Here is a 24,277-nt window from a genome sequence, read left to right on the forward strand (position 1 = left end):
TGAAATAGTTTAATTAGAGCGATATAGAAGTGAGAATACCTTATGCTTTATTCAGCAGGTCTGAGTCCAGTAATAAAGCCGACCCGAGATAAAAATAAGTTTTCCTGTTCAGAACTGATGAACTTCGAATATGCAGATTTAATAATAGAATACTGAAGAATCATACGCTAATTCTATATCACTGAATCTAAAAGCTATGCCTGCTATCAATAAATTGGTTTAACATATTGCCAATGCAAACAATTAAATCATGCTCTCGCTTAAACTCGTTTTCTATAAACGCTAAAGCCGGTCGCTTAGGATAATTTTCAAAAGCATCAAAATTGAATTCGTAAATATTTCGACCTTTTCCTTTTAAATTATAAGTTAAATTAGGTCGAATGTTTGATTTATGCTTGATATTATTAGCCAATCGGTTGAAGTATTTATATTCTTCGCATGTTACCAATTCATCCATCTTAGCTGACAACTTTTCATACTCTGATTTATTCTCTAATATTCTTTTTATCACTTTAAAGTCAATATTTTGTTTTCTGCCTATTTTCGTTTCATTTTTTAAGTTTAAACCTAGACTGATATAAATCACATGCGCTATAAGATCAGGTAAGGAGTGCAAAGTTCTTATAAGTGCAATAATATGTGCTTTACATGCTACAGTAAATTGGTACTCATTATTTTTCACACTTTCGTCTTCAGTAAATCTCAGTTGAAAGTAATTATTATCGGCATTTCTTGCCATATGGTTTGCGATTAAACTTTCAATTTCTTTATAGTGATAAAAGCAAAATTCCATATTTTCGTTAATGGAGTCTAACGCCCTTGACATTTCTAAGAACAACACTTCCTTTTGTATCTCATTAACGTGAGATCTAAGCTTTACCGTTTTCCAAGTTCCCACAAAAAGCTCCATATAAGTTAAAAGTATTCATCTTACAGTGTCAATCCAATTGGCTTTGTTATATCGCAATTAAATCACGGCCGCGATTAAACCAAATAATCCACCAAACACACCGCCCCACACGACAAGCCAGCCTAGGTGCTCGCGGATCATGGTTTGAATAATCTCTTTAACCATTTTAGGGGTTAGCTCATCTAGGCGCTCATCCACTAATTTAAGCACTGTATTGTGTAAACCTTCTGCGCTATTACCTTGCGAAAGCGTTTGGGTAACAAGGGCTTTAAAGTGGTCGGTTTGAGAGATTTCACCAAGCGATAGTTGCATTTTTTCAATGAACTTTTCACGCATTGGCTCTATTGCAGCAGTACCGCCAAACATGCTAAGCATGCTCCCAAACTGAGATTGCTCTATTACCTCTAACAAATTGTCGAATGCCGGATTTAAATCAACATTGCTAATTATTGGCTCAAAGTCGATATTTGGCTGTGCTTTATTTAATAGATTATTAATTTTTTGCTCTGAAAAAAACTCCGTTAATATTAAGTTTCTTATAGCAGTTTTAAAGCTTTCAAACTTAAGCGCGATTACCCCAGAGCCATATAAAAAAGGGACTTTTTCAAACAACATATGAATAGCTAATAAATTAGTTACCGCGCCCGAAAGTGCAAATAAACCAACAGATAACACAATTGCTTGATCGAGTATAAAACCCGCAACAACAAATAAACCCGCTAGCAAATTGGTTATTAAACTTTTGTTCATTTTTACTCCATTTAATTCGGTGCAATTTTTATGCAGTTAGCTATTAATTTTACAACGTTTATATTGTTAAATTAATCCCTTTTTGCCATAGTTTATGTATCTGTTCAAAAGACGAGCAATTGTTATGTGGAAAACAGTCAACGAGCACATCAGTGTTGCCATTAATGATGACTTCAAACACACCTATAAGCGCCAATTACAAAGCACCAATACAGACAAACTATTTCATCTTACCAACGATACGCATAATTTCTTAGTTAAAATAGCGCTAAAAAATGAACTTGACCGATTAGAAAGTGAATCTATCGGTTTAAAGCTTCTCGCGCAAAACAGCCGTTTTATAATTCCTGACTGTATTGTAACGGGTGCAAACATAGAGTTCTCGTTTATTGTTACGCAATGGCAAAAGCTTGATCAACAGCCTCACTCAACATGGATTGATATGGGGAAAAACCTCGCTTATTTGCACCAAAAACACGATCAAGCAATGTTCGGTTTTGATGTTGATAATTACTTAGCAACCACAGTACAACCCAATAGGTGGCATAAAAAATGGGATGTGTTTTATGCCGAAGAACGTATTGGCTGGCAACTGCAGCTACTCGCTGAAAAAGGTATTCGTTTTATTGAACCCGAGCGCTTAATAAATACTGTAAAAGAGCAGCTTCATAGCCATCGTGTAACACCATCACTACTGCATGGTGACTTTTGGCGAGGTAATATGGGCTTTGTAAGCACAATGCCCAGCCTATTTAACCCTGCATGTTATTATGGTGATCGGGAAGTCGATATTGCAATGAGTGAGCTATTTGCTCCACTACCTGACGATTTTTATACCGCCTATGATCAGCAATACCCTCTTTCAAAAAATTATCATAAACGTAAATTAGTTTACCAGTTGTATCCAATTTTAAATCACGCCAATATTTTTGCTGGTCACTATCTAACACAAGCCAAGCAACATATCGAAAAGCTCACCACAATAGGCGTAAAATAACTGTCATAATCTTACTTACAGACTATATTTATTAAATAAGGAGAGTTCAGCGTTGAGCCATTAAGTTTTTGCTAGGTTTATTAGCAATGACTTAATTATTTGTACTGGAGTGATTATGAAAAACTTTTTATCACAACGAATCGCTTGTCCACACTGTGGACACCACATTCATTTAGATCTAGACGCAAGCATGGGCGATCAGGACTACATTGAAGATTGCGCTGCCTGCTGTAACCCAATTCATTTAAATATGCATATAGATCATGCTAACAATAAATTAGAGTTACATGTAGACAGCGACGACGAACAAATATTCTAGTTTAAATCTAACTCTGATGGCGTAAGTAGTTTTCTACCGTATTTACAATAGTGTAAGTTTGCTGATCAACTTCAATATTTAGCTTATCACCCACTTGCGCTGCACCAATATTAGTAATAGCGAGTGTTTCAGGTATTAGGTGTAACCAAAAGCCTTGTTCGTCAACCTCACCCACCGTTAAACTTGCGCCATTTATAGATACAAAGCCTTTATACAACACATATTTTTGCCACTCTTTTGACAAACTCAGTTGAATTTTACAGTTGTTCTCAAGCTTAACTATTTGAGATATGTTTGACGTACAATGAATATGCCCAGACACAATATGTCCACCAAGCTCAGTACCAAACGTTGCTGAGCGTTCGAAGTTAACTAAACTTCCCAGCTCAAGCAAGCCTAGGTTGGTTAACTTGAGCGTTTCGTCAATAACATCAAAATGTACTTGCGCGACTACATCATGATTACCTAGCTCAACTTGCACAACGGTTAAGCAACAGCCATTTATAGCAATGCTTGCGCCTAAATCTAGATGCTCTACGTATTCATCGCTTACCGATATAACTAACCGTAAAACGCCGTCGGTTTGCGTTTTAGAAACCACTGTTGCTTGTGTTTGCACTATTCCTGTAAACATAAAATCACTTTAAATTATTACAAAGTGATAGTTTAACGTATCAACTTATAAAATCATTCACTACTGTGATTTTTATTTGAAACACAATAGATTACAATTGCGGCCTGTTTTACTTAATAGCTGTTTTTATGACCTTTTGTAATTGGGAAGCCAAGCGCTTACTCTCTCTTGCTCTTCCTGTTTTTTTAGCTCAAGTTACCCTTGTTTTAATGTCGGTGGTCGACACTATTATGGCCGGCCAAGTAAGTCCTACAGATTTAGCGGCGCTGTCTATCGCCACAGGTATTTGGAATCCTTTATTGCTTGCATTACAAGGCATTTTATTAGCGCTCACCGGTATCATTGCCCAGTGTGCAGGCGCGAATGACAAAAAAGGTATTAGCCATTATTTTCAACAAGCCCTTTATTTAACCCTACTATTAAGTGCTGCGGGGTTCGGTATCACTTATTTAGCCGACATGATTATATTAAGGCTCGATACCAGCCCTGCAATTGCAAGCCTTGCTTTTGACTACATTCATTTTGTTAAATGGGGTGTGTTCGGCTTTTTAATTTTTACCACTTACAGAAACATGACCGAAGGCATGGGTATGACCAAACCCGCTTTTTACATAAGCTTGCTGGGTTTAGCGGTAAATATTCCGGTAAATTATATTTTTATAAATGGGTTATTTGGTTTACCTGCCTACGGCGGCGCAGGTTGTGGTATTGCAACAGCAATTGTTTTAACGGTTATGGCTATAGCACAAGTCACTTACTGCCAACTAAGTAAAAAAGTAGACGCTAAAGGCCTGCTTACTCCATTTGAAAAACCTAATTTAACCACCATTGCTACTATTACAAAATTAGGCATCCCAATTTCATTAGCTACCTTTTTTGAAGTGACCTTGTTTGCCTGTATTCCTCTATTTATAGCGCATTTAGGCGCTGTAGCTGTATCTGGTCATCAAATAGCAGCCAGTGTAACTACATTATTGTTTATGATGCCGCTAAGCCTTTCTATCGCTATTAGTATTCGTATTGGTAATTTATATGGTCAAAATCATTTAAAGCAATTAAGAGTCGCCGTGTCGACCAGCTATATTTTAGCAATTGTTATCGCACTGTTTTTAGCACTTATTACATTTACAGGTCGTGATTTAATTAGCCAGTTGTACACAGATAGTCCCGAAGTAATTGCCCTTGCTACCTCAATCATGATTTTAGCCTGTGTTTATCAACTACCGGATGCTCTGCAAGTAGCCGCAAACGGTATATTACGTGGTTTAAAATACACAGCACCTATTTCCTACATCACCTTTATATCGTATTGGTTAATCGGCTTTAGCTTAGGTTACGTATTGGCAAGAACAGATATAATAGTGCCAGCAATGGGGCCACACGGTTTTTGGGTCGGAATAATAGTCGGGCTAACCGTTGCCGCTGTATTGTTGATGCTCACAGTAAATAAGCGCTTTAAACGTGAACCATTCACTACTGAGTAAATTAACAATTAAACACTCACTACCAGCCGTTATGTTGCTGCTAGTGAGTGCTTTTGTACTTGTAAATTGCAGCAAAGCACCGAGCTCAATAAATAATACCTACACTGCGCGCTTAAGCAGTACCCTTAACACCTCCTCAATCACACCAACACCGCTTGAACAACTTAAACTCATAAAACCGACGACCGTTAGCGGGGATAAAATTACCGTAAGCATTGTTGAACTTGCAGGACTGACCCACTGCGAACTTAATGTGCTTATAAGCGAGCACAATAATCAACTTGGAAAAACAGCCACGGCGGCGAGCCAATTAAAGTATCAAATAAATTTTATTCAAAGCGCTGATAATTGCTTAAATACGCTTGATGATAATACCTCCACTTATAAAAAAATAAATGATGCTAAAAATCAAAAACAAACACATCTAATGCATTACTTTAACAGCATGTTATTTAAAGAACCTGAGCTCAATCGGACTTGGTTACTTACATCTAATGAGCTTGCAACACACCCAGCAGGATTTAGCGACACCGTTGAGGCGCTTACACAACTTGTTACTATAAAAAAACACATCAAATTTCAACAATTTGGTGAAATTAAAACTGACAGTTTATTTAATGCATTAGAGCAACTTAACAAATACAGATTTAATCAAGCACTTATTCAATCCGCTAGGCAACAAATAGTACTTAATCAAAGTGCAACACTGTTTATAAAAACAATAAGCTTCGACCACATTTGCCCAACAGGTAAAAATAAAAAAGAAGCTAAAATAATGAGCAATGTATTTCAAAAATATTACTTAACACACATTCAACCCTACCAAGCACAACTCACCGGATACCTAGAAGTTCTGCAACCGCTTTACAACCAACTCTGGTTTGAAGAAACCGTAACCAGTAAGCAAATTAATAATTTACTTAAAGAAGATTCACCTAATAATCTATTAAATCAATTAAAAAACTCTGCCGTCGATCACGTAGTTTGGTGGCAAAAATTTTATAAAACGTGTGAAATCAGTCCAATGTGAATAAAAAAACGGCAAATAAACGTAAAAACGATAAACTTGCTTGATTCACCATCCGCCACGCTATATATTAGCGGCCGTTGTTAAGTAATTAGCAACTTACTTAAATAGTAATACGACTGTAGCTCAGTTGGTTAGAGCACTACCTTGACATGGTAGGGGTCGGTGGTTCGAATCCACTCAGTCGTACCAACATTTAAGTAAAATAAAAGTACATCTGAAGGAAAAAGCACTACCTACTCTTGATCACCCGCTCCAAGAGTCAGTGGTTCGAATCCACTCAGTCGTACCAACATTTAAGTAAAAAATTTATATCCCGAAAAATTGTACGACTGTAGCTCAGTTGGTTAGAGCACTACCTTGACATGGTAGGGGTCGGTGGTTCGAATCCACTCAGTCGTACCAATTCAAAATAATAATAAATCCAAAGAAAAAACACTACCGACTCTTGATCACCCAGTCCAAGAGGCAGTGATTAGAATCCACCCAGTCGTACTAACTCCAAGTAATAAAATCTACAAAAGAAAAGCACTGCCTACTCTAGATCATCCAGCCCAAGAGGCAGTGATTGAAAAAGTTAAGATAACTGTCTGCGTTATTTAAAAATGAAGACATTTTTCTCTTTTCTGCATGTTATTAAAAGAACTGCCTGACTTAAAGTTTAAAACTCGCAATCTGTTGCAGGATTTGTTATTAATATTAAAAATAATTAAGAGGACATACATTACTCATAAAATGAGGAAAGCGCCCTCTGATAAAGCTCTTAGCATTACTAAATGGAGATTGGTGCAATTATTAAACTGAGTAGTTACTTTTATATTAATGGTGAAACGGCTTTACATAAAAATTTTTTGTTTTGGTTTGCAACTTTATTCCCAATGATTTTAGCTTTTTGTTTTGCATATCCTTTATCACATGGGCTTAAATTGTCAGGAACTGTTGAAGCGTATTCTAATTTTATTTCAATATTTAAATTACCTTTATGGATTGCGTCTGGAAGCTTGATACTCGGAGTAACAGTTAGTCGGTTCCATAGCTCAGAGCAGCGAGCTATAACAATTAAACAAAGTATAAATCAAAATAACTTTGCTAATTACTTAAACCATCGAGATCATTTTCAAAAATACCTAACTCCAATAGCTGCAAATTTTGATATAGAAGTAGATCCCTTTTAGATATACGGCATTATTTTTAGTTCCTCTACACCATATAGTGCAAGCGTAAAATTGTCAGATGGAATATTTGACTTCTTTTCCGAAAAATTTGAAACCGAGTTTTGGTCAAAAATGAAATTTTCAGCGCCAAATTTCACTAATCAAGAGGCTAATATTTACTTCCCCAGATTTGCTAAATCAATTGGCATTAATGCAGAAAATATTACTCTAAGTGACTTTGAAGAATTAGATACATTATTAGTTAAAATTCGAAAAATATATCGCCGTGCCATGGAGTATGGAATAACTAGAGAAACATCAGAATCTTTCCAAGAAATAGAAGAATCTGGCTTTTCCATGCTAATAGGTGAGTTTAGTCAATGGGCACATGAAAACAACTTTAAGAAGCGGTGGCCGTAATGCTAACAAGAACATTAGACGAAGTTTTCTCTTCCCCCGTTTATTAGGTCTCACGATTATTTTTGTCATACACATTCTCAGGATTTATTTGCATCAGTATTGCGGGGTTGTCTATCGGTTTAAATCCGTATTGCGCATAAAGACCATGCGCATCAGAAGTTGCTAATAAAAAGCGCCTAAGGCCTTGTAGCTCAGGGTGCTCTACTATCGTTTTAACCAGTAATTTACTCAGCCCATTACCTTGCGAGTGCGGGGCAATAAATACATCGGCTAAGTATGCAAAGGTTGCTTTATCGGTCACTACTCGGGCAAATCCAACTTGTTCGTTATGAGCGCTGTAAACACCAAAGCACATTGAGTTATCAATAGCCGATTGCATCACGCTTTTAGGAATGCCTTTGGCCCAATAGCTATTAGCAATAAAGTTATAAATAATGTTAAAGTTAAGTTTGCTTTTGTCTGTGCTAATAAAGTAACCGCACACTTTTTCATCCATAAAATTCCAACCTTAATAATCTTTAACGTTTTTTAGCTGTTTATCGTGTAATTTTGACAGCACTAATAGCGAGCAAATAGCCCCAAATAATGCCAGTCCCATATCTGATTGGGTATCCCACACGTAACCTTGCGTGCCTAAAAACGCTTCTGCGTTTTCGCCGCTTAACACTGCAACCCACCACTCTATTAATTCGTAAAACGCGCTAAATGCTAAACATACCGAAATAACAAAGGTGATTAACCAGCCTCGACCATTTACTACATTTTTGCGCAGTAAAATTTCGCGGGCTAATAGTGCAGGTACAAAGCCTTGAAAAAAGTGCCCTACTTTGTCGTAGTTATTACGGTCGCTACCAAATAGGTTATCGAAAAAAGGGACTTCGGCGTAGGTGTAATGCCCGCCAATCATCAGTACAATGCAATGCGCTAAAATAAATGTATATAAAATAGGGGTAAGTTTAAAGTGGCTATAGGTGCTTACTAACAGTACTACACCAATAATTGCGGGGATAACTTCAAGCAACCATGTAAATTGATCTTTTGGATTGATACCAGACCAAGTTAATACAATAAAAAACAGGCTCAGCCATACATACTTCATTTAAAATCCTTGTCTAAATTGATCGAACTACAGTATTTTGTGCCTTGAGTAGGCTATTTATAGTTTGTTTTTGCCGTTAAGCGGTTAAACAGAGTTGGAAAAAAGCGCTTAATTGTAGGCGCCCAACCACTTAAACCTTTGCCAATAATCACTTCGTCTTTTTTATTACTAATGGCACGAATCATTTTTATGGCAGCTTCGCTTACATCCATGCCATTTTCTATCGACTTTTCAGGTTTATTTTGCGCGATGCCTTGCTCGTTTAGTGAGTTATGTGCAATCGCTGTTTTAATAGAACCAGGGCAAATTGTTAAACAATGAATGTTATGTTCCGCTACTTCTGCACGTAGGCAATCCATAAAACCAACAACCGCATATTTAGAACCCGAATAACCTGTTCTAAATTTTGAACCAACTTTACCCGCCACACTACTAATAGACACAATTGAGCCACTGCGCCTTACCACCATAGTAGGCAATACAGCTTTAGTAAGTGCAATTAAGCCAAAGTAATTAACCTCCATTAATTGGCGGTACACGTTAAAATCGTTTTCTAAAAATAAGCTACGCTGCGATACGCCGCCGTTATTAATTAAAATATCAATTGCAGGAAGCTCGCTCATTTTTGCTGTTATTGTACTCAGTACATGCTCTGGCTGGGCTAAGTCCAGTGGCACAACTAAGTGCCCTTCGCCTTTAAGGGTTGCTTTTAAATCGTTTAGTTTATCTACATTGCGCGCCGATAAAATAACGCGCGCTCCAAGCTCGGCAAATTGTATAGCAAGCTCTTTACCAATACCTGATGATGCCCCGGTGATCCACACGGTTTTATTATTATATTGCATATGTTATTTGCCCTTTTATTGTTATTTATTAGCTTTTAATAAGGTCTGGTAAAATACTCTACGCCTTTGTAGGCCCTGCTATTGCGTTTACTTCATCTTCTAATTTTTTATAAAAACCCATTAAAAATAGTAGCTCAACAGTTACGTACAAAGGGCCAATAATTAAACCAATTAGGTCATCTACAAACGCCGGCTTTTTACCTTCGTAATAATGTCCAATAAACTGCAATACCCAGCCAAATACAAACACACCGACACCAATACCCAACCAAGGCCAAAACGCCATTGCCGCAATAGGCTGAGCACCAATAAGGAGTAAAGTGAGTATCACGGCCATAATAAAGCCAAGCGAAAAGCTCAGCATAAAATAATAAACAACTGACGCTAATACAAAAAGTTGTGCACCATCAATGACAAAATTATCAATTAGAAAACTTCCCACAGGTATTTGGATACGTGCAAGTAGGCACAGTGCAGCAAATACAATGAGCGGAATACCAAAAAAGTGGGTCAATACATTGCGTTTAGAACGATGGTATAAACCATATTTACCAAGTTGTTGTTGAAGTGTTTTCATTGTTGAACCCTGCTTTATTTTTATATAAAGTTAACTTTAGCAAATATCAGTACAACAACAATGTCAGGTACCCGACATTAAGTAACCTGAACTCTGGATAATAAATCTATCTCCAGCAGCTATTATCAGCGCTAACTGCGTTGAACTTACTTGCAATAGGCTAGGTTAAATAAATTAAACCAATGCAGAAATTATCTTACCCCGTTCATGCTGCGGTTGCATATCCATTCGGTCCCTACCCTGCTTATATTCTTGCTCAAGCATTTTTTCAAGTTCGTTGATTTTATCGTTAATTATGTCAAGATCAGCGCCTTGCCCTTGTAATTCTTTAGAAAGATCTTCTATTGCTTCTTTTAATTTATCTATTTTTTCTTTATTTATACCCAAACGCTGGTAAACAATTGCTTCTTGCGCACGTTCTAAAAACGTTTGCTCTTTAGGTGTAGCGTTCATTCCGTTAACGTCACTTGCTTTTTCACTAGTAGGGCCATAAATTGCCGCTACTTCGCTTGGGCTTGCCGCTTTAGTTATACTCGATGAGTTATAGTTACCATATTGATTTGCAAAGGTTATAGATGTCATTAGCCAAATCCATTGTTGCGTTTCAGGTTGTGTAGCAATTTTGGTTCCAACTAATAAAAATACTAAACCTATTTAAGCTTGCCAGTGCGCACGTGTAATTTTTGCTTATCTAAAATGGTAATGCGTTGATACCCTAAACTAATGGCTTGTAGCTCAACGAGTCGTTGCAGTATTTGATTAATAGTTTGGCGAGTTAGATAGGTCATATCAGCAAGTTGCTGCTGGGATAATACAAGCGGCGTTAAATGTTCTGTATGCTCACTCAGCATTAAAAGTCGATTGCATACCTTTTGCTCAGCGCTTAATAATGCATGATCTTCCATGGAGGTAAACATAAGGCGTAACTTTTGCGCCAGCAATAAACCAAACTCTTGCCAATATTGTGGCTGTTCATTTAACAATTGTTCAAGCGCACGCTGGGGTACATAAAAAAGTACCACATCGGTTTGCGCATATACGTCGTGCGTACGCAGGCCGCCATCAAACAACGTGACTTCGCCAAACCACAGCGGTGTTTCAATAAAGCTGAGTACAGCTTCCTTTCCTTCATTGCTTACACCACTAATACGAACCACGCCGCTCAGTACGGCATAAATACCGTTATGCTTATCGCCTCGCAAAAATAGTGACTGTTGGGCTTTAAGTGAACGCGTTTTGCCTTGAGTTAATAAAAAGTTTTTTAAATACTGGCTGCGGCTTTTAAACCAATGCCCTTGTTCAATAACGCTTTGCTGTTGTGGAGTCATAATTTTAAATCTCTTAACCAGAGTGCCAGGGCCTGTTGACCTTTCAGGATTAAAATTTGTTCAATCTAGGGGCGATTTAATCGCGGCGCGAGACTTGTAACCTAGTGGGCTAAGTAAAAACCGAGCAACAAAGAGTTAATTGCCCCTAGAAAGAACCCAAAGGGCAGCGCATGTTTGGCATTTATGCTGCGTTATCGCCTATTTATGGGAGATACCACACTACATAGGCTCTGCCTTGCCTAAATACCAAGCAGTCTGCTGCAAATTTAACCTCGGAAGATAACCAGGCCCTAGTTACTCTACTTTAAATTTAACTTATGTAATTCATTACGTACCCATTGCGTATCTAAATATTGTTCTACGTGCTGCTGCGCAAACTTTAAAAAATTACGTGCCGCATGCGATATGTGCCTGTCGGTGCGCATTACAAAATACCAATGACTCGCTAAATGGGTGTCGGTTACGTTTAAAATTTTAAAGCTTGTATCATCTTTTGCAAGTACATGGCGTGATAAAACTGCAATACCCATGCCCGACGCTACCGCTACCCGTATTGCCTCATTACTGGCCATTTGTACGGAGTCATTTAGCACTAATCCTCGGCTTTGTAACTCGCTTTCAAATAACATCCGTGTTGCTGAACCATTTTCTCGTAGTAAAAAGCGATACTGCATTAGTTCAGCTAATTTAACGGCTTTTACGCGAGCTAATGGATGACTTAGTGGCACTATAAATTCCAGCGGATTATGCAAAAAACGCGCAGCTTGTGCGTGTTCAAGCGACGGCGGATGACTAAATACATAAATATCATCCTCCCCTCGCTCAAATCTATCAAGTACCTCTGCCCTGTTGCCTATTTCAAGAGGTAGCTCTACATGCGGATGTAAATTACTATAAGGACCTAGCAGTTTTGGTAAAATATATTGCGCCGTATTAACCATGGCAATTTTACAACGGCCGCGCGCTCCCCCATTGAGCTCAGTTAAGAAGTCTTGATAGTCTTCAAAATGCCCAAACACCTGCTGGCAGGTTTTAAATAACGCAAACCCAGCATCAGTAACATGTAACTTTTGTTGCTGCATAAGCACTAGTGGCTCACCCACGGCCTCTTGTAATCGTTTTATTTGCAGCGATACGGTTGGCTGCGTTAAATGTAAACGCCTTGCACTTTCGCTAATTGAGCCAGTTTTTACTACGCTCATAAATACTTCAAGTAACCTAAATGAGATATGCCGTAAATCCAAAATCACCTCCATAGATATTTATCTATACATGTGCATTGTTTATTTTATTATTTACTATACAAAGTTTTATCTACAATAGCCCCTCTTAATTTATGATTTAGTAAGGAACACCTGTGCCAGATATTGTTGTTATGTTTTTTATTTTAGGATTAGTAGCGGGTATTTTACGTTCTGATCTTGCTATTCCAAAAGCAACCTACGAAACCTTAAGCCTATTGCTCATGTTAACAATCGGTCTTAAAGGCGGTATGGTACTGCACGGTAATCTAAGCTGGCAACTGCTACCCGAAATGGGCTCGGTAATGTTGCTTGGTGCACTTATTCCTCTTATGCTTTATCCAATTTTAAAATACGTAATTAAACTCTCTGTTGCTAATAGCGCCAGTATTGCCGCACATTACGGCTCAGTAAGTGCAGGTACCTTTGCGGTAGCGCTTGCGTATGCCGAGACAGCTCAATTAGTAGTCGGTGCAGAAGTAACTCTGTATTTAGTTATGCTAGAACTCCCTGCAATCATCGTTGGTTTACTGCTTTACAGAAGGCTTGATAAAGAAAACAGCCAAAAGAGTGAACTGTCGTTAAAAGCGCTTTGGCATGAAACACTTACTAATAAAAGTGTCATTTTGCTCGTAGGCGGTGTCGTTATCGGCATGATGTACGGCACGGTGCAAGGCAGCCAAGTAACCAGCCTCTTAACCAGCAGCTTTAAGGTCGTACTTGCGTTATTTTTACTGGAGATGGGTTTAGTCGCAGCACAAACTCTACGCCCTATTCCCTGGAAACAGTGGAAACTAGCAGTATTTGCTATTATCACGCCATTATTTTTAGGCACGATTGGCGTAATGGTAGGCACACTTTTGAATTTAGAGTTAGGGTCGGTAGTTATATTGGGAAGTTTGGTAGCAAGCGCTTCTTATATAGCAGCCCCCGCTGCTATAAAGGCAGCCATTCCTAAAGCCGATATTGGCCTTGCTATGCTCAGTTCACTAGGCGTTACTTTTCCGTTTAATGTGATTGTTGGTATTGGTTTATACCACCAGCTCGCAGTAGCAATGCAGTAAACGAACAAATCAGTATTAACAATTAAAATTTATTACTTTAAAGCTGTTAAGCCCATTTTATACGGGATTAACAGCTAAATTTAAAAGATCATTTATAGTCGATACAATGGTTACTTAATCGTTAATTTTTTATGCGGGCTTAAAAAAAACATCTTTTTCCAGCCTTGATTTTGCGTTGTAAAAAGCCACGGCATGGGCACTAATGATAAAATAGAATAATGCACATGGGGCTGTTTCCCCGCAGCATTTCCAGTATCGCCAAGTAAACCAATTTGACTGTTTATGCTCACTGTATCGCCAGCACTTACACTGTACTCATTTAAATGTGCAAAATAATGCACGCGCCATTTAGGCCCAAGTACAGCAACCGCTTTACCTCCTCGGCTTAACTCACCTGCAAATATAACAATACCGCTTGTAGAGGCAACTACGGGTGTATTTTTTGTACCAAAAATATCAATTCCTTTGTGCACACCCGATTTACCCCAAGGCTCATACCAAAACGTATTATGGTTCCAATCTTTAGCGGTTGCCCCTTGTACCGGTATCATTATTTTTTCAGGAATTAGTAAGCCTATAATTAGTAAAGCTACAGCTCCAATTAAAATCCACTTAAGTACTTTCAATGTTCTCTCCCTGATATTTAAATCGCTAATACATTTAGTATACAGTGGCAAATTATTAACCATCATAGCTGAACGCATTCTGAGTACAATTTAACCTGAACTCTGGTTAGAGAAAATAAATTAAAATATCACCATGGTTCAATAGTTTAGAAAATAAATTAACCAAAGTTTAGGTTAATTTAAAGTATGTTATATGAGTTAGATGTGCAAAATAAAAAACGCTGGCTAATGTTTATCAGCCAGCGTTTTATTGTTTATATAATATTTAAAGGCTAAGCCTCAATATTGTTTATATATTTAGTAATTATTTATTTTTTATCTTTTTCTAAACGTTTTTTAAGACTCAGCGCAGCATCAGCGGCTAATAAACGCATAAATTCAGAACCATTACTTTGCTCGCCTTGGCCTGCACCTATTACAATTTCAGGCACTAAACGGCTATTGCCTAAACTTGTAAATAAAGCAGTTTGAATTTTAACTTCTGCTTTTAGCGTTTCATCAAATACATACTTAGGATCAAGTGCCGCAGACTTAGCTCTTAAACGAGCTTCAGCTAAAACGTCCATACCTAATGCTTCTAAGCGTTGTTGTTTTAAAATTTCTTCTTGCTCTTTTGCCAACTCGGCTTTAACAGCAACACGTTGTTGCGCAGAAATAATGGCATTTGCCTTAATTCGTTCAGCATCAATTTGCTCTTTAATTTTTAGCTTTTCAGATTCAGCACGTTGCTTAGCAATTGCTTGCTCACCTAAAGCCACTTCAGTACGTGCTTGTTGCTCAGCTTTTTTAAGGTTTTGACGCGCTAGTGCTTCATCAGCAGCAGCTTGCTTTTGGGCTTCAAGGCGAGCATTTACTTTGCTCTCATAATCAATATCAATAATGCTGGCATCAACAACGGTAATACCGTAAGCGCCCAAAATAGGGGCGTTGCGAAGTGTGTTACCTTCATCGTCCATTTTAATATTAATAGTGACACGTTGTTGCTTACTTAAATTACCCAAATCATCAGATTTATCACGCTCACCGGTACTAATAATTTGTTCGGTAACAAAAATACCGTTAGTTAATTGATCAGCAAAATCTTGGCTTAATTGACCATTACCACCAGAGTAGTGTTGCTCTACCGACATCATACGCGCCGATGCTTTTACGTTTTCTGTAGTTGCTCGCATTAATAAATTAGAGATTAACGTTTCTTGTGAACCAAATTCTTCATGGATTTTAAGTAAACCACGCAAAGCACCTGATTCAGCTGCAGGCACATTACCTGGTAATCTAAAACGCGATACACCGCGTGCGCCACCTGTTGTGGTATCTAAAAACCTAATAGGAATGAGCGGGACAATTGCACTTGCTGTTGCATTTGCGTCACCGGTAAAGTTAATCGAAATCACTTTTTTATAGGCCGATGTAGTGCCAAACGCTTTTAGATAAGGGCCAGCCTGATTTATTACTGTTAAATTGCCGGTAAAAGCCGACTGATGAACTAAGCGTTCATCGGCTTCATTCCATGAAATAACTTGCGATGTGAGTGTTGCGATTACCGCTAACACAATAACAATTGATGAAACTAAAATTACATTTCGACGACCAAATCGACTCATAAATGAATCACTTTTTACTGCTGGAACTGCTTTTTTCTCGCTATCCATTTTTATTACTCTCCATGTTTAATTTCTTTTTAACAAAGTAAATGATTTCCTGCTCACTCAAGTGCGCGCAAAAACTGCCTGAACGATGTAGTTCAACAAATGTTGCGAGGATTTCTTCTTTACTTTTAATGGTTTTATCTTGGTTTTCTTGCGTTTGATTTTTTTCTGTTAGCTGAGTGATTAGCTCATCCACTATCGTATCTTTATCAAACAGTACATTGTATTCTTTTGATTTTCTTACTCGGCTTTTACATGTATTGCTGTAGATTACATAAAGCGCCGCGCACAAAATAATAACAAGTGTACTCAAGCCAATAATATAAAAAATCATAAGATCTACTTAAATTGGTTGAAATATTTAGCTATCCATAACATGTGTAAACATACACAAGTGTTAAGCCAATAATTTTACAGTAAAGTTAAGTAAAAAGCAGATTAAAGAGCGTTTAATATATAAAGTAGAGTTTAGGGCTTAATTTAAAGCCGAAATAAACGGATGTTCTTGGTTATATTAAACGACTTACCTTTCTTGATGCGCACCTCAAATTTAATAGCACTATTTTCATAAATGTATGGCTTGTGCTTTGATTAAATGTCTACTGAGCATATTTTGAATAAATGATAATCTTTATCTAACTATTTAAACAAAAAATAAAAACATTTGTTTAAAACGCTATTTTAATAAGCCACTTTCAGTAATCCGTGCGCAATTGCACTTGGAAGCCAAAACATTAAACGCGCCAATAAGTCGCCTTTATCTAAACCACTTACTCTTGAAGTAATATCAATACAGTTTGATAAAAGCGGCTCTTGCTGGCACACCTTTAAAAACTCAAACTGCCAAGATTCGAGCGCTGATGAACTTAACGTGTAATTAGTCCGTGAAAAAGCAATAAAATTTAGCTCAGCCATAGGCATAGCGTATTCATCGTTTGATTCTAGTTTTTGCATCAGTGGTAAAAGTGGGTACGCTAACGTAACTAACCGTAAACATGATGGTGTGCGTATAGTAAGCGATTGCTGTAATAGTGAAAAAAAATCTAATGTTACGTTTTCTTCTTGCTCCACTTCAAATCCCTTGGCTAAAGAGACTTCTGCTTTCGCTCTTTCAATACGAGCAATTTCTGCAGGTAAAGAATAAAACGCCTCCTCCTCAATACTGCAAAATCCGCCTGGCCGTGTTTTTTCAAGGAACAGAGCAAAACCACCGCCTAAATCATACAAACTCGAATTTTTAGAAGGGAGCGTAACAATGTAAGCTTTTGCAAAATCTGCAAAAACAGTTTCTCCCATAAACTTCTCAAGAAGTGGGTATTCGGCTTTAAGGCATTCTACTAAACGCATAACGTAACCAGCTGCGTATATATTTAATCGCCGGTAAAAAGTCGATTTTTCGTTATTTTGATTCAACAAATTCAATGGTAAATTAGCTTGTTGTGAAGCCTTTATAACTTTCTGTTTAAGGTTTCCACGAACAACTAACATCGTCATCATCCATTGTTGTGTTTGTTTTAATGTTACTTCATTCATATTAATGGCTTAACTCTGTATCATTAACGAACAATAGGTGTTGAGAGCACCATTGTGTTATCTGTTGCACTATAAAGCTCCCCGTTACTCGGTATAACACCCGCCAATACCGAACGAGCTTTGTTCAGCTCTGTTATCAATGTTGGAAAATCAGGTATATTTGCATCCCACTCGAGTAATGTAGCTACATTATTACCAGCAAGAGACTGGGCAAGCTGATATAGATGCCATACTTTTTCAGGAACGGGGCTGTCGTGTGTATCAATAAGGCAATCCCCCATTAATGTAGGCCCAGCAAGGTGCATTTGCACTATATGCTTGTGAGGAAGGTTTTTAATAAATGTCTCGGGATCATAACCATGATTATAAGATGACACGTACACATTATTTACATCCAACAATAAACCACAGCCAGTTTGACTTACGAGCGCTGATAAAAAATCCCACTCAGTGAAAGTGTTTTGTTCAAATTCTAAGTAACTAGAAGGATTTTCGAGTATTAACGGGCGTTGCAAAAAATCTTGCACGTAATGTACTCTCGACACAACATGTTGCAAACTTTCTGCGGTTAACGGCATTGGCAAAAGGTCATGGCTATTAACACCCATTGCCCCTGTCCAGCAAAGATGATCGGAAACCCATTCTGGCTCTATTTCATGAGCAAGTATTTTTAGTTTTTCAAGGTATGACAAATTTAAAGGATCTGTACTGCCAATATTCATTGACACGCCATGCATGACTATCGGCTTTTTAGCGCGTATTTTTTCTAATATATGGCGAGCATAGCCATAGTTATCTATAAAGTTTTCACTAATAACTTCAAACCAATCAAGTGCCCAGTCATCTTCATTCATAAGATAAGGAAAGTGCTGTGTCCTTAATCCAACTCCAAACCCCAACGGCTCTAAATTAAGCATGTTTTTCGTCAAAATATTCGATCCTTATAAAAGTAGTAATACCTATATGCTTAAATATAAGGTCTATTTAACAATAAGAAAGTTGCACTATAACAAGACAAAATTTTATATCTATTTGTTCTAAATAAAAATTTTAACGGCCTTATGGAGTGATTTAATTCGTTAAATGGTTTAAATACTTATGCAGATTGGTATAAGGCCCCATAAAGGAGCCTACGGTTTATAACTGTATAATAGTGTACTTAAGCGATTGCACTAATTTTGTTATTGCAAAAATGGCTTAAGTTGAAGGCGGTAATACCAAACGAATATCAGATGGTATCGGCGGTGAAGGAATATGAATAGATTTATTATGGCCACTGCCCTGCGCTTTCACTAAACCTTTTGCTGCACAGTAGCTACGCCACGCAACGTCGTAAACGGCTTCACCAGGTTGATAAGGCATAGAGTTTTTTTCAACAACTGCAGGAGGTAACATATCTCTGGCAACTAATTCCGGCCATTTGATTTTTTCTGCATGAAAGTTTGGTGCATCACCAAATTTATACAGTTGCATTTCGTAATTTTCATCACTTTGCGTAGGGTAAAGTTGTGATGCTGAAATTGGCACTGCACAGCCCCCAAAACTACCGCATAAATTATCGGCTGGTGCACTTTTAAGCCCCGCTGCTGCAGAACTACTGCAATTACCACCACCCGTCGCGCTTTGTACAAAACCACAACCACCTTGTGTTTTACAGTCATTCGATCCTTTACAACTATGGTACGCCAATTCACTAGCACACGCATTCTTATCATCGCCACTACTTTCATCTATCGCCATGCCTTGACACGCATGGTACAACTGATGTTTTTGTTGATTTTCAATGCCTGTAACTAGATCAGGACAACGGCCCGTAACAGCCCAGCAAATCGAAACACGGTCTCCTGAACCACCCATCGCAGGCGATGGGAATTGTGACTTAGGATCAGCCCAATATTTGTTCAGTGATGTTGTAATGCCTTTAATGGTACCCACAGCAGAAGAGCTAAAAATAGTAAACGTATTATCTATTTCTGACGCTGATCCTAGTCGATTTAAGGCCTCTGCAATATCAGTAGTTTTAGGTAAATTAGGCGCTTCGTCACTACCAAGCATGGAAGCTTTCCAAGGTTTGTTTAAGTTATTTTTATGCCATACATCCCAAGTAATATAATCATCTTTAGCAATCAAGCTTTTAACCTCGTCGAATAGTTCAAAATGGTCTTTACCACCATTGTCAAAGCGTGCTTGAGCCGAACCTGATGCAGCCATTGTAGGGTTTCCTTGATCATCATAGCCTGGATAATCTTTAATTAAACCCTCTTTACTCGGCTGAAACTTAGATTGCACGGTACCAAGCATACCCGCTTTTTTTATTTGAGCTTTTTGAAACGAAACCGCCCAAGGCTCAGTTACCCAACGCTCTATAATCGTTTTAACCACATCATCACCTTCACCTTGGTCGGTAATCGCATTAATGTTATTAATGAGCTGTAGTTTTACGTTATTCAAATCTTTAGTTGCACTTTCTATCTCAGTTTGAATACCTGGATACTGCTTAGCTTCTCTAGGTGGGGCATTATTAAATTGATCTCGCTGTAAAGGTGAAATTAAATGCGATAATAAATGGCTCCCATCAGAATACGTTATTTCTAAATAATCCCAATAACACAAATACATATGACCAATAGAGCCAAATAATGGTAAATCAGCTTCTCCCATACTCGGTGTAAACCAATTAAATGGCGCAGCTTCAAAATACTTAGTTCCCACATCACCGTTTTTTCTCTTTACTGAGGGATTAGATAACATCTCACGACCACGCTCTGCTTTTTCTTCAATCGCTAGAAAAAGATCGACCTGTGCCTCGTTCATTGCTCTGAGTTCTACAGTTAACTTACTTAAATCAGGGTCTTTGCCTTTCCAATCTGTAAAATCTAGAATATGCGGTATTTGTGTTGAACTGGGTTTATAACAATGCCAACCATAATCGTCGCTTTGCAGTGCTTTACTTGTAAAAATAGGCGTGACACCTATCGTGCTAGCCATATTAGAAGCTAACTGTAAATGCAACATCTCTTCAATAAAAACGCTATATACCTTATTAAATACATTTTCATTGGTTGTAAGTGGTTTTTTTTCAGTTGCTGGCGTTGCACCAGAGCCAGGCCACCAGCGCCCAGTGTAGAGTTTACTTCCGGCACTGTTAATTTGATGCATTCCCTGTATCGAATAAAGCGATACCATATAAAGCGGAATAGTGAATAGCTCAACATTTACAGTCGCCTGAGCAATTGCTTTTACGCAGGCTAAATCGGCTTCGAGGTAACTAATGTCACGGTTTTTAAGTTTGAGTGTAGCTTCTTGCTGCATTGTAGTTTTCTCCTAGGTATTAATACCTCAAACATTCAAAAACTTAAACTATGTGGTTATAAAATGTCATGGCAAGGCATATTAATTAAAGATAACGGTAAGGTAGTTAAATACAAAAAAAACATAAAAACTTAAACACGGATCATCTAAGTATTTTTAAATATGTTCCTTCTAAAATACTTTAGCGTACGGGAGGAAGTCTTACTATTACATCAATATTACAAGCGTTACAGCTGAGGATTAAATTGCGTAAAAATTTGATTTATAAGTGCTTTTATTTAAAAAACCACGGTAGGTATTAACCTAACGTGGTTTTTAATGTTGAACACTTCGTTGTTTTATTCAAAGCGCTGAAAATAGCCGCTTGAGATAAATTTATTATCCAGAGTTCAGGTTAATTAGCATTCATACTTTAAGGAAAAACTAATTACATGCAGTCCAATCAGCGCCATTATCACTACACTCATGCAGCATTGTTCCATCTTCTCTGCGAGTATCTCTAACCCATTGCCCTTCAATTGTCTTTGAAATGCGTACGTTATCTGTAGTTTTGTATTTACGCCAAAAGCTAGCATCAATAGATGTTTCGTCATCAAACTTATAAGGCATAGCAGCGAGTACGGTAACTAAATCTTGAGTGTCTAAATCAGCAGCTTTGTCTTTAACATTTACCCAATTAGATAATGTTTGAAAATCGGCATTTTCCTCTCTGAAGGCAAAGTCAGTTTGGTAAAACGCTCCCGACTCAGTATAGCTAATGCTAAAACCTCGCTCGAACGGTGTATCTAAATTAGAACTAACGCATTCATCAGCTGTTGGAAAGTTAACCGATGGGCTTGTATTATCAACGCTATAAAGCACATTACTGTTCTCAAAACTAACTTTCTCTATGCTAGAGCATCGGTAAGTACGATCGGCGTTAATGTATACATCGTCTCTAATTCTTAATTTTCCATTTAACGACTCTTCACCCCAAGGCGTATCTATTGATTGAAGTTGAGTTAAAATAAAATCAATTTTATCGAGTTCGTCTGTATTTTGAAGCTTTACTTGCTCATAAAAAAACTCAGCGCCTGCAAAAATAACTTTATCGCGGTACCATGCATTTTCAAACCCATACTCATCATCTTTTGCTGTGTCTTGGTAAATCACTGCTCTTACTTCTTCTGCGTCAGGAAACTGAGCATCTAGTTCCTGCTTATATTTATAGGCCGCTTTTAATCCCTTAACAATTGCTTGTGCTCTGTCGTAAGCGTCGCTATCGTTATTAGCGATAAAATCTGAGTAAATTTGCTCTGTCGAAAAATTATAATGCGCAACCAAATTTTGCATAACATTTGTTATTTCGCTTTGAAGATTTGCAAGTAGCTCAATATTCTCTTTAAGTGCATCACAACTTAAATTATTGTTGCCACTTTTTTGTAATTGAAGGCTCAACTGCTCCCAAATAACGGTTGTTAACGGTGATATATTGCGAATATCTTCATCAGTCAAAGCCTCAATTGAGGGCGGAAATGACATTTGATACGCTTCGGTAACTTCACCTAAATCCTCATCCATAGCACCCACAGGCACATCAACATACATCGTTGAATATGGCACACACAACGCCTGCTCTTGTGTAAAGTTAAAACTGTAATCGCCTGATTCGGTAGATACAACTGATGGCTCACTCTCCTCATTAAGGCTACCATCCCCATTAATATCTAGCCAAACGGTTGCACCCGACACATATCCATCAATCACCTTACCAGTGAGTGCAATGGTCGTTTTTTTAACTGGATCAGGCTTTGCAGCAACCGGCTTAGGTTTTACTGCTGCCGTCTTTTCTACTGTTGCACTGCTTCCACCGCCGCCACAACCACCTAGTGCAAATGCCATAACCAATGAGATAGCAAGCTTACTTTTTTTAACCAACATATAAGTACTTCCATTTTTGTATTGTAGGATTTCCAATCTGTCTAATACCAATTCGCTTAATTAAATGATCTATTTTGAGGTAGTAAAACCTTGCCGATTGCAAGTCAAAAATTTCGTTACTTAGTTGTTCTAAATGAGAGATTTTTAACGAAGCTAGCGCCAGGTTTGGCCCCTTAAAATAATTAAGTATTATTGCGGATCGGTATAAATATCAAAGCAATTAAGTTTAATGAAATAACCAATCGCTAAGCAGCTTTTTTATATCTAATTGTTGTAAAATTTTTATTAACGATTAATTACTTATGCAATAGCCACTTTTATTATTTTAGAGAATGACACACGACCACACAGTTAATGCCTTTACTATGTTCATGATCATACTTACCGTCAGCGAATTCGTACCACATTATGATACAAAGTGTTAATTAAACAACCTAAATTGTTAATTTAATATTCATTTTTAGATTTTAGCTCTAAATCGTAAATGGTTTAAAACGTTAAATACAAAAAAGCCGATGTTGGGGGTTAACCCAACATCGGCTTTTTTGTATTATTTTATAGAGTGCTTTAGTTGAGCGCCTTATAAAACGTCATGTAAGAATTTTATAACGACAATTCTTCTTTAGCGCGAGTTAAATTGTGCGATACCATAGTGCTGCTAGACATTTTTGCAGCTTCATATAAATCAGCAAGGGCACCTGTGTCATTATTCGCTTTTAAACGTGCAACACCACGGTTGCTTAATGCGAATGACGTAAGCTGGCGTACTTTAAATTTAGGTCCATCAGCGTCTTTTAAAAGCGCAATTGCTTGTGTACAAATTTGTTCAGCTTCTGCATAATTTTTCGACTTAACATTCAGTGCACAGCTGTTAAATGATTGCTCAAGTGGCTGTGGCGCTGTCGCAGTTTCAATAACCATTAATTTGTAATCACTTGCATCAGCTACTGCAGCAGCTGAACATGTAAGTAGTGAGCTAAGAGCGATAGTTTTGATAAGTATTTTCATGGTCGTAGTCCTGTTATGCCGATTGTTTAAATTAGTGAGCTTTTTTAGCGTCAAGAAAATAGCTTAATAACAAGGCAAAAATTATGAAATATAGTCGTTCTATATAAGTAATTTTTAACGCAGTTAGTGAGTTATTTAATTCGCTAAAATGATCATATTTTAATAAAATTGGTATTAGTTAGCCGTGCTTGTTGCCGACAACTGAACTTTAGAGAATTAACACCAAACCGACAAACGATTAAAACAAACCTAATGAGTGAATAAATCTAACCTATAGACTTTAGTCTAATGCCAAACTACTCATTTACAGTAATTGGTATTTATACAATCAACAACCAAACCCACACCTCATTTAGTACGTTCAAGCAATTTAACTACTT

Annotated in this window: 25 protein-coding genes and 2 tRNA genes; 9 read left to right on the forward strand and 18 right to left on the reverse strand. The window is 37.6% G+C overall.

Annotation, left to right across the window (positions count from 1 at the left end):
- Positions 1 to 187: 187 nt before the first annotated feature.
- Together H5119_RS13275 and H5119_RS13280 are read right to left on the reverse strand one after the other, a co-directional pair.
- Positions 188 to 898, reverse strand: coding sequence for a hypothetical protein (locus tag H5119_RS13275; RefSeq protein WP_182702564.1), 711 nt, complete (start codon positions 896 to 898; stop codon positions 188 to 190).
- Positions 899 to 967: 69 nt separating this feature from the next.
- Positions 968 to 1,660, reverse strand: a complete 693-nt coding sequence (locus H5119_RS13280) for a DUF445 domain-containing protein (RefSeq protein WP_182702565.1) — start codon at positions 1,658 to 1,660, stop codon at positions 968 to 970.
- Between the two features lie 124 nt (positions 1,661 to 1,784).
- On the opposite strand from H5119_RS13280, the gene H5119_RS13285 reads away from it, so the two are divergent.
- Positions 1,785 to 2,657 carry a fructosamine kinase family protein gene (locus H5119_RS13285; RefSeq protein ID WP_182702566.1) on the forward strand — a complete coding sequence of 291 codons (873 nt, stop codon included), beginning with the start codon at positions 1,785 to 1,787 and terminating at the stop codon, positions 2,655 to 2,657.
- A gap of 115 nt (positions 2,658 to 2,772) precedes the next feature.
- Positions 2,773 to 2,976, forward strand: coding sequence for a CPXCG motif-containing cysteine-rich protein (locus H5119_RS13290; protein WP_077537721.1), 204 nt, complete (start codon positions 2,773 to 2,775; stop codon positions 2,974 to 2,976).
- Between the two features lie 7 nt (positions 2,977 to 2,983).
- Here the strand turns inward: H5119_RS13290 and H5119_RS13295 are convergent, their stop codons facing one another.
- Positions 2,984 to 3,610, reverse strand: coding sequence for a riboflavin synthase subunit alpha (locus H5119_RS13295; protein ID WP_182702567.1), 627 nt, complete (start codon positions 3,608 to 3,610; stop codon positions 2,984 to 2,986).
- 128 nt (positions 3,611 to 3,738) lie between these two features.
- Between H5119_RS13295 and H5119_RS13300 the strand changes: the two genes are divergently transcribed.
- The 6 genes from H5119_RS13300 (at position 3,739) to H5119_RS13325 (ending at position 7,695) form a co-directional block, all read left to right on the forward strand.
- Entirely contained in the window at positions 3,739 to 5,094 is a 1,356-nt protein-coding gene (locus H5119_RS13300; RefSeq protein WP_182702568.1) for an MATE family efflux transporter, read from the forward strand.
- A complete protein-coding gene (locus H5119_RS13305; protein WP_310737447.1) occupies positions 5,072 to 6,124 on the forward strand; it encodes a DUF3080 family protein in 1,053 nt (350 codons plus the stop codon). Before H5119_RS13300 ends, H5119_RS13305 begins: the two co-directional genes overlap by 23 nt.
- A gap of 112 nt (positions 6,125 to 6,236) precedes the next feature.
- A tRNA-Val gene (locus tag H5119_RS13310) sits at positions 6,237 to 6,313 on the forward strand.
- 136 nt (positions 6,314 to 6,449) lie between these two features.
- Positions 6,450 to 6,526: transfer RNA gene (locus tag H5119_RS13315), tRNA-Val, on the forward strand.
- A gap of 371 nt (positions 6,527 to 6,897) precedes the next feature.
- Positions 6,898 to 7,296, forward strand: coding sequence for a hypothetical protein (locus tag H5119_RS13320; protein ID WP_182702569.1), 399 nt, complete (start codon positions 6,898 to 6,900; stop codon positions 7,294 to 7,296).
- Positions 7,297 to 7,347: 51 nt separating this feature from the next.
- Positions 7,348 to 7,695, forward strand: coding sequence for a hypothetical protein (locus H5119_RS13325; RefSeq protein ID WP_182702570.1), 348 nt, complete (start codon positions 7,348 to 7,350; stop codon positions 7,693 to 7,695).
- 43 nt (positions 7,696 to 7,738) lie between these two features.
- On the opposite strand, the gene H5119_RS13330 is transcribed toward H5119_RS13325, so the two are convergent.
- The 7 genes from H5119_RS13330 to H5119_RS13360 all read right to left on the reverse strand — a co-directional run bounded on the left by H5119_RS13330 (position 7,739) and on the right by H5119_RS13360 (position 12,788).
- Positions 7,739 to 8,191 (reverse strand): GNAT family N-acetyltransferase, encoded by a 453-nt coding sequence (locus H5119_RS13330; RefSeq protein WP_182702571.1) that lies wholly within the window; start codon positions 8,189 to 8,191, stop codon positions 7,739 to 7,741.
- Positions 8,192 to 8,203: 12 nt separating this feature from the next.
- Positions 8,204 to 8,794, reverse strand: coding sequence for a DUF2238 domain-containing protein (locus H5119_RS13335; RefSeq protein WP_182702572.1), 591 nt, complete (start codon positions 8,792 to 8,794; stop codon positions 8,204 to 8,206).
- Positions 8,795 to 8,847: 53 nt separating this feature from the next.
- The gene (locus tag H5119_RS13340) at positions 8,848 to 9,639 is read right to left on the reverse strand and encodes an SDR family oxidoreductase (RefSeq protein WP_182702573.1); all 792 of its coding nucleotides are present in this window, start codon (positions 9,637 to 9,639) and stop codon (positions 8,848 to 8,850) included.
- 58 nt (positions 9,640 to 9,697) lie between these two features.
- Positions 9,698 to 10,216 carry a DUF962 domain-containing protein gene (locus H5119_RS13345; RefSeq protein ID WP_182702574.1) on the reverse strand — a complete coding sequence of 173 codons (519 nt, stop codon included), beginning with the start codon at positions 10,214 to 10,216 and terminating at the stop codon, positions 9,698 to 9,700.
- A 174-nt stretch (positions 10,217 to 10,390) separates the two neighbouring features.
- Entirely contained in the window at positions 10,391 to 10,798 is a 408-nt protein-coding gene (locus H5119_RS13350; RefSeq protein WP_182702575.1) for a hypothetical protein, read from the reverse strand.
- 68 nt (positions 10,799 to 10,866) lie between these two features.
- On the reverse strand, positions 10,867 to 11,544 hold the full coding sequence (locus tag H5119_RS13355; RefSeq protein WP_182702576.1) for a Crp/Fnr family transcriptional regulator: 678 nt from the start codon (positions 11,542 to 11,544) through the stop codon (positions 10,867 to 10,869).
- A 299-nt stretch (positions 11,545 to 11,843) separates the two neighbouring features.
- A complete protein-coding gene (locus tag H5119_RS13360) occupies positions 11,844 to 12,788 on the reverse strand; it encodes a LysR family transcriptional regulator (protein WP_182702577.1) in 945 nt (314 codons plus the stop codon).
- A gap of 113 nt (positions 12,789 to 12,901) precedes the next feature.
- Between H5119_RS13360 and H5119_RS13365 the strand changes: the two genes are divergently transcribed.
- Positions 12,902 to 13,849, forward strand: a complete 948-nt coding sequence (locus tag H5119_RS13365; RefSeq protein ID WP_077538136.1) for a sodium-dependent bicarbonate transport family permease — start codon at positions 12,902 to 12,904, stop codon at positions 13,847 to 13,849.
- Positions 13,850 to 13,959: 110 nt separating this feature from the next.
- Here the strand turns inward: H5119_RS13365 and H5119_RS13370 are convergent, their stop codons facing one another.
- From H5119_RS13370 to H5119_RS13405, 8 genes are all read right to left on the reverse strand, one after another.
- A complete protein-coding gene (locus H5119_RS13370; protein WP_182702578.1) occupies positions 13,960 to 14,475 on the reverse strand; it encodes a M23 family metallopeptidase in 516 nt (171 codons plus the stop codon).
- Positions 14,476 to 14,783: 308 nt separating this feature from the next.
- Positions 14,784 to 16,127 carry an SPFH domain-containing protein gene (locus H5119_RS13375; RefSeq protein ID WP_077538138.1) on the reverse strand — a complete coding sequence of 448 codons (1,344 nt, stop codon included), beginning with the start codon at positions 16,125 to 16,127 and terminating at the stop codon, positions 14,784 to 14,786.
- Positions 16,120 to 16,458: a methanolan biosynthesis protein EpsI gene (locus H5119_RS13380; protein WP_077538139.1), complete on the reverse strand. Its 339-nt coding sequence runs from the start codon at positions 16,456 to 16,458 to the stop codon at positions 16,120 to 16,122. The genes H5119_RS13375 and H5119_RS13380 overlap by 8 nt, the downstream gene beginning before the upstream one ends.
- A gap of 347 nt (positions 16,459 to 16,805) precedes the next feature.
- A complete protein-coding gene (locus H5119_RS13385) occupies positions 16,806 to 17,657 on the reverse strand; it encodes a DNA-binding domain-containing protein (RefSeq protein ID WP_182702579.1) in 852 nt (283 codons plus the stop codon).
- 23 nt (positions 17,658 to 17,680) lie between these two features.
- Positions 17,681 to 18,586 (reverse strand): DUF692 domain-containing protein, encoded by a 906-nt coding sequence (locus tag H5119_RS13390; protein WP_259399050.1) that lies wholly within the window; start codon positions 18,584 to 18,586, stop codon positions 17,681 to 17,683.
- 268 nt (positions 18,587 to 18,854) lie between these two features.
- Complete coding sequence (locus H5119_RS13395) at positions 18,855 to 20,969, reverse strand: ferritin-like domain-containing protein (RefSeq protein ID WP_182702580.1); 2,115 nt, start codon at positions 20,967 to 20,969, stop codon at positions 18,855 to 18,857.
- Between the two features lie 423 nt (positions 20,970 to 21,392).
- Positions 21,393 to 22,889: a hypothetical protein gene (locus H5119_RS13400; protein WP_182702581.1), complete on the reverse strand. Its 1,497-nt coding sequence runs from the start codon at positions 22,887 to 22,889 to the stop codon at positions 21,393 to 21,395.
- Between the two features lie 603 nt (positions 22,890 to 23,492).
- On the reverse strand, positions 23,493 to 23,897 hold the full coding sequence (locus H5119_RS13405; RefSeq protein ID WP_182702582.1) for a hypothetical protein: 405 nt from the start codon (positions 23,895 to 23,897) through the stop codon (positions 23,493 to 23,495).
- Positions 23,898 to 24,277 lie beyond the last annotated feature (380 nt).

Source organism: Pseudoalteromonas sp. SG45-5, from assembly GCF_014164085.1.
In the GTDB taxonomy this organism is placed as follows: domain Bacteria; phylum Pseudomonadota; class Gammaproteobacteria; order Enterobacterales; family Alteromonadaceae; genus Pseudoalteromonas; species Pseudoalteromonas aliena.